The sequence below is a fragment of the Azospirillum sp. RU38E genome, assembly GCF_900188385.1.
Taxonomy (GTDB): domain Bacteria; phylum Pseudomonadota; class Alphaproteobacteria; order Azospirillales; family Azospirillaceae; genus Niveispirillum.
The window spans coordinates 52,256-66,035 of sequence record NZ_FZOI01000007.1; the positions used below are offsets into that span (position 1 = coordinate 52,256).

The window sequence follows — 13,780 nt, forward strand, 5'->3', positions numbered from 1 at the left end:
TTGCCAAACTAGCAGGTTACGGCTTGATGACTATATGCTACCCAGCGCACCCTCGAACGGTTCGACGGTGTTTTAACCCGGCGCCGGGGTCCGATCCCCCCGCCGGGAAGAGAGGTTTTTGAAAGATGAGCAGGAAACGTGAAGGCGGCAGCGCCGCCAAGGGCCCCACCCAGCGCCAGCTGCGCGTGGGCGAAGAACTGCGCCATGTGCTGGCCGACATTCTGCGCCGGGCGGATTTCCGCGATCCCGCGCTGCTGGATATAAATGTCACGGTCACCGAGGTGCGGATCAGCCCCGACCTGAAGAACGCCACCGCGTTTGTCATTCCGCTGGGCGGTGGTCACCCGGACCTGATCCCGGCGCTGAACCGGGCCGCCCTGTTCCTGCGCGGCCAGATCGCCGGGGAGGTGCGGTTGCAGCATGTGCCGCGCCTGTCCTTCCAGGCCGACAGTTCCTTTGAATATGCCAGCAAGATCGACCGTCTGCTGCATGATCCGCACGTGGCACAGGATATCGTCCGCCACCTGGATGGCGAGGGCGTGCCGATGGATGAGGCAGTGGAAGAGTTGCTGGAGGAGGAAGGCGACGAGGATGTTGCCGCCGGCTCCGACGCCCAGGATGTGAGCGGGCAGAAGAACCATGGCGCGTAAGCGCAAGGGCGTTCCCCGCCATGGCTGGCTGGTGCTGGACAAGCCCGGCACCATGACCTCCACCCAGGCTATGGCCAAGGTGCGCTGGCTGCTGAAGGCGGAAAAGGCGGGCCATGGCGGCACGCTGGACCCGATCGCCACCGGCATCCTGCCCATCGCCTTTGGGGAGGCGACGAAGACCGTTCAATATGCCATGGACGGGCACAAGACCTACCGATTCGTGATGAAATTCGGGGAGGCAACGGATACCGATGACCGTGCCGGCACGGTCATCGCCACCGCCCCCGGCCGCCCCACGGATGCGGAGATTGAGGCGGTACTGCCCCGCTTCACCGGGCTGATCGCCCAAGTGCCCCCGCAATATTCCGCCATCAAGGTGGATGGCGAACGCGCCTATGATCTGGCGCGCGAAGGGGAGGTGGTGGAGCTGGCTTCCCGCACCGTGCGGGTGGATCGCTATCAGTTGATCGGCCGCCCGTCTGCCGATGAGGTGGAATTTGAGGTCGCCTGCGGCAAGGGCACCTATATGCGCAGCCTGGCGCGCGATCTGGCCGTGGCGCTGGGCACGGTCGGCCATATCACCGTGCTGCGCCGCCTGTCGGTGGGGCGTTTCACCCTGGAAAATGCGGTGACGCTGGAGGAGCTGGAGCAGATCGTCGCCGCTGGGGAACGTGACCCGGACGATCTGCTGCTGCCCATCGAAACAGCCTTGGACCAGCTGCCCGCCATCGACCTTTCCGCCACGGAGGCGCAGCGCCTGCGCCATGGCCAGGGCGTGCTGCTGCTGCGCCGGGGCGATCTGGAGCGGCTGGAAGCGGTGCGGGAAGGGGCGGCCGAAGGGGCCGCCCTGGCCACCGAAGCCGGCCGCCCGGTGGCCCTGGTCCGCCTGGACGGGGCGGAACTGAAGCCGGTGCGGGTGCTGCACGTTTAAGGGGAGATTTTTGAAAGCCGCTTCACTGCTTTTCTCGCCGGTGGGTGGGATCAGTTACATAGCGTACAGGTTGTCTACTGAGAGTCCGTTCAAGAACATCCGCTTCTTTTCCAACCCTTTAACCGTCCTTCCCGCGAAGGCAAGAATCCATACAGCAGTGCGGGTTTTGGATTCCCCGTCTTCGCAGGAATGATGGTGGAGAAAGGGCAAGGTTTCGAAAAGTAGGTTAACTTTCCGGATAACAGTGTGACTGGGATGGTTTGTAGATCACGCACCATCCCAGTCTTGGTTTCACATCCATAGATGTTTCGCTATATCGTATAGCTTAAGCATCTGGAAGATCAGTGGGATGACGTAGTTAATAAGCAGCCGAATGCAACGCTTCAGCTGAACAAGAAATTTCTTGTCCATTCCAAGCTCCTTTGGCGCTTTCGGCTATTAAAGCTGAAAACCGCAGCTAAGGTTCCGATTTTGGGATTGAGGTGCATTTACCTCAAAGTACCAGCAGCCCGGATTTGCTTGGGGTTTAGCTGATAATGCATTTGCTTATGGCGGGCGATATTTTCCTGCCGCGTCGCTATCTTCAAGATAGAAAAGCGGAGGGCAAAGTTCAAGGGTTCTATTCATCGGGCGCGAAATTTTTTGCAACCAACGTCACGACTATCAAAAAGAGTGGAACTGAACAAAGAACACCCCGGTGGCGGCGGCCACCGGGGTGAAGATTTTCCAGGTTGAGAGAGGCAAGAGATTGTCCAAGGCCCGGGATTGGGCTTTGGATCATAGACGGACCGGGTGGGGCTGGGGGCTTCAGGTTCCACCCCCACCCGGTCCCGCGTCACCCCCGCGACGCGCCGGCCTTGGCCGGTCCCTTTGCCGTGGCATTGGCAATCAAGGCGCGTGCCTGTGCCACGGCGTCACTGCTGGCCGTCTTGCCGTCCTTCACGGCGTCGGCCAATTCCATCAAAGCCTTTCCGGTGGCAGAGCCATTCTCGGCCTCCTGCACCAGATGAATGCCGCCCTGGGCCGCCATCACCGCTTCCCAGCTCTTGCGCACGGCCGCCCAATAGGTGGCCGTTTTGGCCATATAGCTGTCGGCGGCGGCGATATCGAAATCGGTGGAGGGGCGGTAGCTGTTCAGCACCACCTCATGCACGAAGGTGGCCGGTTTGCCGTCGCGGGTGCCGACCTTGGCATTGTCTTGCTCATGCACCCAACCGGCAGGCGTCAGGGCATGGCGGTTGATGCCGATATAATGGTCATAGGGCGGCTTGCGCACGGCATCGCGGCGGGCCAGCGGGCGGGCCGTCTCATCGCTGACCCAGCGGGTTTCCCCCCGGTCATAGGCCCAGCGGCCCACCCCGCCATAACGCGGCGAATCGTCGGTTTGCCAGACGGTTTGTGACCAGGCGCCATTCCGGCTGGCGGCATCGACCGGCTTCACCACCCATTGGTCGGGCCCGCCATAGACCAGCACGGTTTCCGGCTCATAGGTCCAGTCCTGGCGCCAGTGCTTGACGATATAGGGCTTGTCTTCCTCATCCTTGACCACCAGCAGGTGCTGCAGGCGGATGATGCGGCCGGTATCCTCAATCACCCGCACCGCCTCGAACCCACCGGACCGCTTGGCCTCCAGCGGCTCATAGCCGGGGACGAAGGCGGCGGTTTCCTGGAAATTGAAGGTGACGCGATAGGTGCCGGCCATGGCCAGAATGGCGGCGCGGTCGCGGTTGAAGGCGGTGCAATCCGGCTTGCCACAGGCGGCGCTGTCCTGCGCCAGGGCCGGGCCGGACGCCAGAGCCAGCAGGGTGCTGGTGGCGAGCGTGGCGGCGAACAGGGTACGGCGGTTCAGCATGATCTTTCCTCCCCCGCTCACAGTTTGACGGTCAGCGAGACGCTGGCATTGCGGCCCGGCTGGGTGTAGCTGTCCAGCACCTTGGACGTAGCGGCGACACCGCGCACATCGCTCCACCACCAATATTTCTTGTCGAACAGGTTGAAGATGCCAGCCCGCAGCGTGACATCTTCGCTGACATTCCAATGGGCCATCAGGTCCAGAATAACGAAACTGTCCGGCGCGTAGAGGCTGGCATCGCTCATCCGGCCTCGGGATTTACTGGCGCTGTAGGTCGCTGACAGTTCCCCGCCGAACCGGTCATCTTGATCCTGCCAGGTCAGCCCGGCCACCAGCTTGAACGGGTCCACGCTGTCCAACGGGGTCTTCACGCCGCCTTCCTTCTCGTCCCCCTTGGTGTAGGAGGCGGCGGCGATCAGGCCGAATTCATCGGTGAGCGCCATCTGGCCCTTGGCTTCCAGCCCCTTGATCTCCACCCGCGCCAGATTGACATATTGATAGGTCGCCGGGTTGGCGGCGGTGAAATTGCCGGACACCATCGCCTGTTCAATGAAATTCTTGTACCAGCCGGAGAAGCCGGTGACATTGCCGCTCCAGCCCTCGCCCCGGAAGCGGAATCCCGCTTCCACGGTGCGGCTGGTTTCCGGCTTCAGGTCGGGGTTGGAGATGGAACGGTAATTCTGCACCGGGTTGGAAAAGCCGTTATTCACCTGCGACGGGGCCGGGGCCTTGAAGCCCTCGGCATAATTGGCATAGAGGCCGACCGACGGCGCGAACCAGTAGAGCGCGCTGATCTTCGGCGACAGCCGGTCATCGCTCTGCCCTGATGCCGTGCTGGGGAACAGCCGGTCCTGCTTCGGGTCCAGCTTGTAATAATCATAGCGCAGCGCCGGGAACAGGGAGAGCGCGCCATCCAGCAGGGTGACCTCATCCTGCACAAACAGGCCGGCCAGTTGGTAATCGGTGGTGGGGAAGGCGCGGGTGGGGAAGCTTTCCCCGGCCGGCGGCACCGTGCCGCTGCGCGTGCCCACCTGCTTGGTGAAGGAATAATCACCGCCATAGACCAGCAGATGCTCGATCCCATCGCCCTTCAGCCGGGTGCGGGCATCGATATTCACGCCGCTGACCTTATTGTCGAAATAATTGTCGCGGATGCGGTCGGCCAGCACGGTGCGATCTTCGCCCGAGAACTGGCGGGTCTTGCTGTTCTGGTGATAGGCGGTCCAGTGCAGCGCCTCCAACAACGCCAGATCGGCCTGATATTGATGGTCGAGGCTGATGCGGTTGCGCTTGGACGTGTCCTTGACCAGCAGACCGCTGACCGTGCTGGACCGCGCGGTCAGCACGTCGGCACTCATCTCCCGATCATCATATTCATAGGTCAGGCGCAGCTTGTGCGCGTCATTGGGCTGGAAGACGATCTTGCCCAGCACGGCATTGCTGCCAATGTCCTGCGGGTTGGGTTTGGTACGGTCGGCCGTGGCGCTGGCATTGCTGCCCTGGTTCTCCGTCTCTTTGGCATCGCGGCGGTTATAGGCCGCCATCACCGACCAAGCGCCACTGCTGGCGGCCACCACCATGCCCTTGGCCCAGCTTTCATCAGCGCTGGCATAGCCGGCCTTGATCTGGCCGCCGAACCAATTGCCCGGTTTGATGAAATCGGACGGGTCTTTGGTGACGAAGCTGACCGCACCGGCCACGCCGTCGCTGCCATAAAGTGCCGAGGCGGGACCGCGCAGGATTTCGACCGATTTCAGCAAATCCAGATCGACATAATCACCCCGTCCCACCGACTGGCCGCCAAAGGCAAAGGCGTCGGGCAGGCGGATGCCATCAGTCTGGATCAGCACCCGGTTGCCTTCCAGGCCACGGATGTTGAAGCCGCTATTGCCGTCACGCCCGGTATTGGCACCGGCGGCGGTGAAACGGGCAGGGGCGGCCCGGACGGAAACGCCGGGCTCATAACGGATCAGATCCTTGATATCGTTGACCATCTGGTCGTCGATCCGCTTGGATTCGATCACGCTGACCGTGGCGGGCGCCTCCACCGTGGTCTTCGGCGTGCGGGTGGCGATCACCGTCAGCTCGCTGACCTGCGTTTCTGCCACCTGCTGTTCCGTCACCGGCACACCCTGGGCCATGGCCGTTCCAGCCATTGCCAGCATCACCAGGGGAAGTGCCGTCATACTCCGCCGCATCAGGGCCACCTTCTCGACATCTCAATTGCAAATCGTTCTCAATTGGATAATGCGAGTGTGGGTGAGAATCAATATCATTTTCAGGATTGGGGTGATTTTGTTGGGGGTATGGCTTGATCCCACCCTGCCCTCATCCCGGCGAAGGGCCGGGTGAGGGGGGAACGCGGCGGGCGGTCTGCTTACCCGCTTACCAAAGATTGGAACTTAAATACCCAAGCGTCAGAACTGGGTATTTCGGTGATATTTCAATTCCGTCGAAAATGTCTATAATGAAATTTCATTCAAGCATTGAAATTAACTGTTCTGTTCTCTTTTCTGTCTCGCTCCTCATGCATGAATATTGCAGCGTCGGATACATGCTTCCCCCTTCAACCACCGACGCCTCTGATTCACAATGACTGTCACGATATTTAATCCAGGCCCGCTGCGCTTTTTTCAAGGCCGCCTGTCTGTGCGGGTCCAGCTTAGCCATGACCTGTTTATATGTCTGGTTCAGCAGTAGATCGGCTTCGTCATACATGTCGAATGCACATTGGTTAATTTGCGCCTGGGTGACGAGATCACCGCAATCAACAGCGTAGGCAGGGCTGCTAACCCACACCAGAGCGAGCAGGGCCACGGGCAACAGGCGCATCGGTTGGTCCTATCTTTGCCAAATAACAAGGTGACCCAACCTATCAAGCCATGCCGCATAATGGCAAATCTGTAATGATTTCAACCGTTCGAATGTCTGATTTTTAACTGACGGTGGCCGGCAGCATCGGCAAAGCCCAAAACAAAAACCCCGCCGTGAGGCGGGGTTCTGTTTCAGCCGGTCCTGCGAACAGGCCGGAAAGATGGGATTGCCAGCCGGCAATCACTTCATCTTCGATTCCTTGAAAGCCACGTGCTTGCGGGCCACCGGATCGTACTTGTTGAATTCCAGCTTCTCGGTGGTCTTGCGGGGGTTCTTCTTCTTCACATAGAAGTAACCCGTGTCAGCGGTGCTCACCAGCTTGATCAGCACGGTATTCTGCTTAGCCATGATAAATCCTACCTGCGTCAGACTTGCGGCCACCGCAAGGACGCGCGGCCGATCCAATATCTTCCCACCCGCGTCGGGCGAACCAGCGCGGTACGGCAGCGAAATCTACGCATCCGCCCCCGTCTGTCAAGCGTAAAGACCCTATCGTTCCGCAACGTTGGTCTGACGCGATGCCAGGGCTTGGCGGTAAAAGGCCCCGTCGCGCAGAAGATTGCGCGCCACGGCCATGCCAAGGGCCGATTCCGGCCCGGTGGCGCTTGCCGGCGGGCATTCCTGGCGCAGACTGGCGCGCATCGATTCATCCTCTGTGGCGGCCATGCGCAGGCGCACCAGTTGGGTCTGGGCGCCCCGATCCACCCGACCGGCTTCACCCAGCAGCGACTCCATGGTTACGCCGCTGCGGGAGAGGCAGAGATTCGGCTGAATGCCCTGACCATCGAAGCTGTAGCCGCTGGGGGCATAGATGCGGGACCAGGTGATGAACAGTTCCCCGCCATTGGGCAACTGGGTCACATGCTGCACACTGCCCTTGCCGAAGCTGGAACTGCCCACCAGCAGGGCGCGGCCGGCATCCTGCAGGGCCGCCGCGACGATTTCGGCCGAAGAGGCCGTATTACCATCGATCAGCACCACCAGCGGCAGGTCGGGGAAGGCCGTCATTGGCTTTTGCGCCTCGAACCATTGCACCGAATTGGGGTGGCGGCCGCGTGTGGTGATGATTCGGCCCTGCGGCACGAACAGGTTCACCACCCCCACCGCCTGCACCATCACCCCGCCGGGATTGCCGCGCAGATCCATCACGACGCCCTTCAGGGGGCCTGATTTTTCCTGCGCGCGCAGCACGGCCTGGCGCACATGTTCCTGGGTGGCGTTGTTGAACCGCTCGATCTTCAGCACCAGCACGCCATCCGCCAAGCTGGCCTTCACCATATTGGGCACCAGATGCCGCCGGCGCACGGTCAGCGTGCGGGCCTGGGCATCATCCGGCCCGACGCGCAATTCAACGCTGGAGCCTTCCGGCCCCTGGATCATGGATGACAGCGTGTCATACCCCATGGAAACGGTGCGCAAGCCGGCCACGGTGAGAATCCGGTCCCCGACCTTGATGCCGGCCTGATCGGCAGGGCCGTCGGGCACCACGTCCGACACCTCGAACCCGCCGCCTTCGACATCACGGATGGAAATGCCGATCCCATCATAGCCTTCGCGTTGGGATCGCTCCTTCTGCGCCTTGTTGGGTTCGGCATAGCGGGAATATTGGTCCAGATCGGCCATCATGCCGTCGAACATGTCGCGGTAGACCGCCTCCGCCGGGCGGGCGGCCAGCGTGGGGGAGGCAGTGCGCATGGCGCGCAGCATCTCCGACGTCAGGGCGGCCCAGCGCTCCGGGATGGTATCGCTGGGCTGGGGCAGGCGGGCCTGTTCCTTGCCATCGCGCAGCAGCAAGAACTGGCCGTCATGCTGCACCACCCACAGCGCCCCATCGGCGGTGGCCACCCGGCGCAGCCCGTCCGTCACCAGTTGCGGCATGGCAACGGGCTTCAGCCAGTTATCGGCAATGGGGCGGAAGGCGACGGTGAATAATTGCTCGGCGGTGACACTGCCGGCCTGGCCCGGTTGCTGTAGCTCGGCATGGTTGGCGGCACAGCCGCCGATCAGGCTGAACAGAAGCAGGACAGGCGCCAGCCGTCGTCTCACCATGCACATTTCCCCCGCGCGGGTGCCGGCTTCATTGGCGGCACCTCTGTAACAACAGAGAGTGCCGCAGCCGGCAGGGGGCGTAAAGCCGCCTGTTACACGCAAAGGGTCAGGCGCACAGGCTTTTTTCAGCGCCGCCGACGCGGCGGGCGGGGGGCGTCGATGGAAGGTGCCGGCGCCTCCTCCCCCCGCTTGCCGCGGCCGCGATGGCTGGCCCCGGTGCCACTGCCGCGCCCGGCCGGCATCTCCGACCCATCATCATGCAGCAGGCGGAACACCATGGACCCGGTGATGGCGTCAGCCTCCAGCAGCCGCACCTTCACCCGCTCGCCCAGCTTGAACACGCGGCGGTGTCGCCGCCCGATCAGGGCATGATGGATTTCATCATGGTCATAGAAATCATCGGGCAGGGTGGAAATGGGCACAATGCCTTCCGCCCCGGTTTCATCCAGCGTGACGAACAGGCCAAAATGGGTGACGCCGCTGGTCTTGCCGCTGAAGGTGGCCCCCACCCGGTCGGCCAGATAGGCTGCAATATAGCGGTCCAGCGCGTCACGCTCCGCCTCGGCGGCGCGGCGTTCGGTGCCGGAAATCTGTTCGCCCATCTTCTCGAACCGGCCCATTTCCTCGTCGGTCAGGCCGCCATCGCCCAGCCCATAGGCACGCACCAGGGCGCGATGGACAACCAAGTCGGCATAACGGCGGATGGGGCTGGTGAAATGGGCATAACGGGCCAGGGCCAGCCCGAAATGGCCGATATTATCCGGCTGATAAACCGCCTGCGCCTGGGAGCGCAGGATGACGGTGGAGATGATTTCAGACTCCGGGGTCTCGCGCGCCTTGTCCAGAATATTGGTGAAGGTGGCCGGGCGCATCACCTGCCCCTTGGCCAGATTATAGCCCAGGCTTTTCAGGAATTCGCGCAGCGGCTCCAGCTTGTCCAGCGCCGGCTCGGCATGGACACGGTACATGCAGGGGCTGGATTTCGCTTCCAAGGCCTCCGCCGCCGCCACATTGGCGGCGATCATGAATTCTTCCACCAGCCGGTGGCTGTCCAGCCGGGCGCGCACGCCGATGCTGGCGACCTTGCCATCCTCCCCGATCGCCACCTTGCGTTCGGGCAGGTCCAGTTCCAGTGTGCCGCGCCGGCCCCGCGCATGGGCCAGCACCGCATAGGCCTGATAGAGCGGGCGGATCACCGGGTCCAGCAGCGGGCCGGTTAGATCATCCGGCGCCCCATCCTGGGCCGCCTGCACCTGTTCATAAATCAGCCGCGCGGCCGACCGCATCAACCCGCGCACGAACTTATGCCGCTTGATCTGGCCCGACGCGTCGATCCAGATATGCACGGCCAGACAGGCGCGGTTGACGCCGGGCTTCAGGCTGCACAGCTCATTCGACAGCGCCTCCGGCAGCATCGGCACGACCCGGTCGGGGAAGTAACAGCTATTCCCCCGCTCATAGGCGGATCGGTCCAGCGCACTGCCGGGGCGGACATAGAAGCTGACATCGGCGATGGCGACCAGCAGATGGAAGCCGCCCTTATTGTTGGGGTCGGTATCCGGTTCGGCGAAGACGGCATCGTCGAAATCGCGCGCATCCGCCCCGTCGATGGTCACCAGTGGGTAATCACGCAGGTCGGTGCGCCCGGCCAGCGTCGGCTCCTCCGCCGCGGACGCCTCTTCCAGGGCGGCGGTGGGGAAAATAGTCGGGATGCCATGCTGGTGGATGGCGATCAGGCTGATGGCGCGGGGTTCATCCACCCCGCCCAGCACCTCCACCACACGCGCCTGTTTCAGGCCCAGGCGGGAGGAGGGCAGCAGTTCGGCGACCACCAGATCGCCCGGCTTCGCCTCGCCGGCATTCTGCGGCAGGATGACGAATTCCGACTTCGCGCGGCGGTCGGCCGGGCGCAGCCGCCCGCCTTCGCGCCCCAACTCATAGACGCCGACCATCTGCGCCTGCTGGTTGCCATCCAGCTTGCGGATCGTTTTGCCTTCGTAATAATCATCGCGCAGCCGGTTCAGCCGTGCCAGCACCCGATCACCGATGGCGAAACCCGCCTGACCCCGTCGTTCCGGCATCATAACGATGCGCGGTGGATCATTTTCCGGGTCGGCCCAGTTCATTGGGCGGGCGATCACCTCGCCATCGGCATCAATATCGCTGATGATCAGCACACCCACCGGCGGCAGGCTGGCGGGCGGGGCCAGCCGGCGGCGGCCGCCCTTTTCAATGGCGCCATCGCCTTCCAGATCGCGCAGCAGGTCTTTCAGCAGGATGCGGTTATCGCCGGTGATATGAAAGGCCCGCGCAATTTCCCGCTTCCCCACCGGCACCGGGCTTTCCCGGATGAATTCCAGTACCTGTTCCTTGGTGGGGAAGGGGGCTTCTTTCTTCGGGTTCTTCACGGGCGCGCAAATCCAGGCAGGGGGCGATAAAGGGTTCATGTGGCGCGCACCATGCCACAATTCCACCCGCCCGGCCCCGCCTTTCCCGCATAGGGCTTTCGCGGACGGGCGGGTTTATCCCAGATGCCTGCGGATGATGGGGACCACATCGGCGGCGCGGGTGCGGAACGGCGACTCTGTCCAGGGCAGGTCCATCACCTCGATATTGGGGGCGATGCCACGGGCGCGGGCCGTGATGGGGGAAAGCCCTTCCTGGGGATTGAGGACCAGGATCGGCTGCTGCAACTGACGAAAATTGGCCGGGAAGTCGTAGTTGAACGAGGCTTCATGGCCCCAGCCCACATGCAGCGGATCGCGATTCATTTCCCAGAAGAGCTGCCAGGCCAGTTCATCGCCCAACTCGGCGCGCACCTTGTCGAAACGCTTCCACAGATCGGGCAGCCGGTCGGCGGCGGCGTCCAGGTTGGCTGGTACGCTGCCGACCTGTTTTGCCCGGTAATCCGCAATATCCTGGGCTGTGAACATCAAGGCGGAATGCAATATGATGCGACGTACCGCGTTCGGCCGCTGGCGGGCCAGTTCCACCGCGGTGGCCGAACCGGTATGACTGCCGATCAAATCCACTTGTTCAATGCCAAGCGCATCCAGCAGGTCGCCCATCGCCCCGGCAAAATCGGCGATGGTGGAAGGATTGGGCGGCCTATCCGACAGACCATAGCCGGGATTGTCGGCGGCAACGGCCAGCCGGTCAGTCCCCATCAGCGGCAGCAGCTTGGCATAGCTGGTGCTGGAACCGGGGGAGGCGTGCAGGCAGAGCAGCGGGGTTTTGCCGCTGGCGGCAGCCGGCTTGACATAGCGATAATGGATCGACCCGAACCGACAGGGGGCCATGCTGTGCAGCAGGGTGCCGGCGGGGCCGGCCAACCCGGTGGGCGCCGCGTCCCCCTTGGCGGGTGGGGCCGCCTGTGCCCCGGCCAGGGTCAGCCCGGCGCTGGCCAGCCCGAAAAACATGGTCTGGCGGCGGTTGATCTGTGCGCGCGTCATGTCCGGCCCCCGGTCGGCGTGGCGGCGGATCAGGACCGGCGCCGGTTGTTCAGGCCTTTGCCTTTACGCGTTGGGTTGCGGTGCCGCCATCCTGCCACCCTGTCCTATCCGCCTTGTGGTGGGGGTTGCAGGGAAGGCTGCTGTGCCTCATCTTATGATATCAAGATGGGGCATTTTATGGGGCGCTGGTGATGGCTGTTGCATCGATCCTGGCCGACATGATCCAGCCTGATGGCATTGTCGCCACCGACAGGCTGGCGGATCATCTGCATCTGACCAAGACGGAACTGGCCCAGGCGGCGGGCCTGTCGCGTGATGCCGTCTCCAAAACCGCGCGTCTGCACAGCCGCAATACCCAGGCCCGCCTGCGCGATCTGGTGGAGATCATTAACCGCGTGCAGCCCTGGGCGGGGTCGGTGCAGCAGGCCTTTGCCTGGTATCGGTCGCAACCGCTGCCCTCCTTCGGGGATCAGACGGCGGAAGATCTGGTGCGGGAGGGGCGGGCTGACGCCGTGAAGCGTCACCTGTCCCGGCTGGCGCTGGGCGGTTTCGCGTGAAACAGCCCTGGCAGGGCGTGGTGTACCGCGCCCATCACCCGCGCTGGGCCTTCGCACCAGACAGCGGGGAGGGGGCGGCCCGGTTCGGTGGTCGTTTCAACCCGGTGGGTACACCCGCGCTTTACACGGCCCTGCGCCTGCAGGGCGCCTGGACGGAGGCGCAGCAGGCTTTCCCCTTCAAGGCCCAGCCCATGACCATGGTGGCCTATCAGGTGGATTGCGCGGATATGGTGGACCTGACCGATCCGGCGATTCTGACCGCTTGGGGGATCGCCGGGGCCGATCTGGCCTGCGCCTGGGAAGATATGGCCGACCGGGGCATTGAACCGCCGAGCTGGGCGCTGGCAAAGCGGCTGGTCGCGGCGGGCTGCGCCGGCATCCTGGCGCCCAGCTTTGCGGCGGGGGCGCAAGCGAGCGACGTCAATGCCATCTTCTGGCACTGGTCGCCCGATCCGCCGCATCAGGTGCGGGTGGTGGATGATTTGGGAAGGCTGCCGCGCGACGATGCGTCCTGGCGTTAACCCGCCAGTGCCCCCGCCCCCAGCACAATCGCCCCCAGCACGCCGGACAGGCTGTCCAGCCCCGGCGGCACGATCATCTTTGCATCGCCTTCCAGGGTCGGGCTGCGCACATAGCCGGCCAGATGGCGGCGCATCGCCGCTTCGGCGCTGGCGCGCACCTGTGGGCGTTGGCCCACACCGCCGCCCAGGATGATCCGGCGCGGCGAGGTGACCAGCAGCAGGGAGGCGCAGAGCTGGCCGATATAATCGCCCACCAGTTCCCAGACCGGGTGATCCTCGCCCAAGGTTTCCGCCGGCTGGCCGAGGCGGGCGGCGATGGCCGGGCCACTGGCCAGCCCTTCCAGGCAATCGCCATGGAAGGGGCAATGGCCTTTGAACGGGTCGCGCTGGGCATCGCGGCGGACCAGCAGATGCCCGGCCTCCGGATGCAGCAGCCCATGCACGGGCACGCCATTCACCACCAGCCCGACGCCGATGCCGGTGCCGACGGTGATATAGGCGTAATCACGCAACCCCTTGGCCGCCCCCCAGCGCCCCTCACCCAAGGCGGCACCGTTCACATCGGTATCCAGCACCACCGGCACGCCGAACCGTTCGGCCAGCGGGGCCACCAGGGGCGTGTCGGTCCAGCCGGGTTTCGGCGTGTTGGTGATGCGCAAGCCGCCCGGATCGGTGGGGTCAAGGCAGAGCGGGCCGAAGCTGGCCACGCCGATGGCATCAAACGGCCCCAGCCCGGCCAGCGCGTCGATCACCGCCGCCATGGTGCTGGCCGGGTCGCGGGTGGGGATGCGGATGCCGGGGCTCAGGTCATCCGGCCCGCTGCCCGCCGCCACCACGATCTTCGTGCCACCCAACTCAATCCCTGCGATGCGCATTTTTTGCCTCCCCGCTTTA

The 13,780-nt window shown here is 63.7% G+C and carries 12 protein-coding genes; 4 read left to right on the top strand and 8 right to left on the bottom strand.

The genetic code is table 11. From position 1 onward, the window contains the following. Positions 1-125: 125 nt before the first annotated feature. Together rbfA and truB are read left to right on the top strand one after the other, a co-directional pair. On the top strand, positions 126-650 hold the full coding sequence (gene rbfA, locus CHB97_RS13645; RefSeq protein WP_089288538.1) for a 30S ribosome-binding factor RbfA: 525 nt from the start codon (positions 126-128) through the stop codon (positions 648-650). Further along, positions 640-1,581, top strand: a complete 942-nt coding sequence (truB, locus tag CHB97_RS13650; protein ID WP_089288539.1) for a tRNA pseudouridine(55) synthase TruB — start codon at positions 640-642, stop codon at positions 1,579-1,581. The genes rbfA and truB overlap by 11 nt, the downstream gene beginning before the upstream one ends. A gap of 835 nt (positions 1,582-2,416) precedes the next feature. Here truB and CHB97_RS13655 read toward each other — a convergent pair. The 7 genes from CHB97_RS13655 to CHB97_RS13685 all read right to left on the bottom strand — a co-directional run bounded on the left by CHB97_RS13655 (position 2,417) and on the right by CHB97_RS13685 (position 11,808). Continuing rightward, a complete protein-coding gene (locus tag CHB97_RS13655; RefSeq protein WP_089288540.1) occupies positions 2,417-3,433 on the bottom strand; it encodes a DUF6607 family protein in 1,017 nt (338 codons plus the stop codon). A 17-nt stretch (positions 3,434-3,450) separates the two neighbouring features. Beyond that, positions 3,451-5,631 (bottom strand): TonB-dependent hemoglobin/transferrin/lactoferrin family receptor, encoded by a 2,181-nt coding sequence (locus CHB97_RS13660; protein ID WP_200819944.1) that lies wholly within the window; start codon positions 5,629-5,631, stop codon positions 3,451-3,453. 277 nt (positions 5,632-5,908) lie between these two features. Next, entirely contained in the window at positions 5,909-6,265 is a 357-nt protein-coding gene (locus tag CHB97_RS13665) for a lysozyme inhibitor LprI family protein (protein WP_089288542.1), read from the bottom strand. Between the two features lie 222 nt (positions 6,266-6,487). Continuing rightward, positions 6,488-6,655 (bottom strand): 50S ribosomal protein L33, encoded by a 168-nt coding sequence (gene rpmG / locus CHB97_RS13670; protein WP_029012212.1) that lies wholly within the window; start codon positions 6,653-6,655, stop codon positions 6,488-6,490. A 141-nt stretch (positions 6,656-6,796) separates the two neighbouring features. Beyond that, complete coding sequence (locus CHB97_RS13675) at positions 6,797-8,356, bottom strand: S41 family peptidase (RefSeq protein ID WP_160105867.1); 1,560 nt, start codon at positions 8,354-8,356, stop codon at positions 6,797-6,799. A 125-nt stretch (positions 8,357-8,481) separates the two neighbouring features. Beyond that, positions 8,482-10,764, bottom strand: a complete 2,283-nt coding sequence (gene rnr / locus CHB97_RS13680; RefSeq protein WP_244559529.1) for a ribonuclease R — start codon at positions 10,762-10,764, stop codon at positions 8,482-8,484. A gap of 114 nt (positions 10,765-10,878) precedes the next feature. Then, a complete protein-coding gene (locus CHB97_RS13685; RefSeq protein ID WP_089288545.1) occupies positions 10,879-11,808 on the bottom strand; it encodes an alpha/beta fold hydrolase in 930 nt (309 codons plus the stop codon). Between the two features lie 191 nt (positions 11,809-11,999). Between CHB97_RS13685 and CHB97_RS13690 the strand changes: the two genes are divergently transcribed. Both CHB97_RS13690 and CHB97_RS13695 read left to right on the top strand, forming a co-directional pair. Next, positions 12,000-12,365, top strand: coding sequence for an antitoxin Xre/MbcA/ParS toxin-binding domain-containing protein (locus CHB97_RS13690; RefSeq protein WP_089288546.1), 366 nt, complete (start codon positions 12,000-12,002; stop codon positions 12,363-12,365). Next, the gene (locus CHB97_RS13695; RefSeq protein ID WP_244559530.1) at positions 12,362-12,886 is read left to right on the top strand and encodes an RES family NAD+ phosphorylase; all 525 of its coding nucleotides are present in this window, start codon (positions 12,362-12,364) and stop codon (positions 12,884-12,886) included. Before CHB97_RS13690 ends, CHB97_RS13695 begins: the two co-directional genes overlap by 4 nt. On the opposite strand, the gene CHB97_RS13700 is transcribed toward CHB97_RS13695, so the two are convergent. Further along, complete coding sequence (locus CHB97_RS13700; RefSeq protein ID WP_089288547.1) at positions 12,883-13,761, bottom strand: ROK family protein; 879 nt, start codon at positions 13,759-13,761, stop codon at positions 12,883-12,885. The genes CHB97_RS13695 and CHB97_RS13700 overlap by 4 nt on opposite strands. Positions 13,762-13,780: the final 19 nt, after the last annotated feature.

What these genes read in the sequence shown, in the direction of transcription:
- CHB97_RS13685 (WP_089288545.1), bottom strand. Translation starts at nt 11,808, where the DNA reads ATGACGCGCGCACAGATCAACCGCCGCCAGACCATGTTTTTCGGGCTG.
- CHB97_RS13700 (WP_089288547.1), bottom strand. Translation starts at nt 13,761, where the DNA reads ATGCGCATCGCAGGGATTGAGTTGGGTGGCACGAAGATCGTGGTGGCG.
- rpmG (WP_029012212.1), bottom strand. Translation starts at nt 6,655, where the DNA reads ATGGCTAAGCAGAATACCGTGCTGATCAAGCTGGTGAGCACCGCTGAC.
- rbfA (WP_089288538.1), top strand. Translation starts at nt 126, where the DNA reads ATGAGCAGGAAACGTGAAGGCGGCAGCGCCGCCAAGGGCCCCACCCAG.
- CHB97_RS13655 (WP_089288540.1), bottom strand. Translation starts at nt 3,433, where the DNA reads ATGCTGAACCGCCGTACCCTGTTCGCCGCCACGCTCGCCACCAGCACC.
- CHB97_RS13660 (WP_200819944.1), bottom strand. Translation starts at nt 5,631, where the DNA reads ATGCGGCGGAGTATGACGGCACTTCCCCTGGTGATGCTGGCAATGGCT.
- CHB97_RS13675 (WP_160105867.1), bottom strand. Translation starts at nt 8,356, where the DNA reads ATGGTGAGACGACGGCTGGCGCCTGTCCTGCTTCTGTTCAGCCTGATC.
- truB (WP_089288539.1), top strand. Translation starts at nt 640, where the DNA reads ATGGCGCGTAAGCGCAAGGGCGTTCCCCGCCATGGCTGGCTGGTGCTG.
- CHB97_RS13665 (WP_089288542.1), bottom strand. Translation starts at nt 6,265, where the DNA reads ATGCGCCTGTTGCCCGTGGCCCTGCTCGCTCTGGTGTGGGTTAGCAGC.
- CHB97_RS13690 (WP_089288546.1), top strand. Translation starts at nt 12,000, where the DNA reads ATGGCTGTTGCATCGATCCTGGCCGACATGATCCAGCCTGATGGCATT.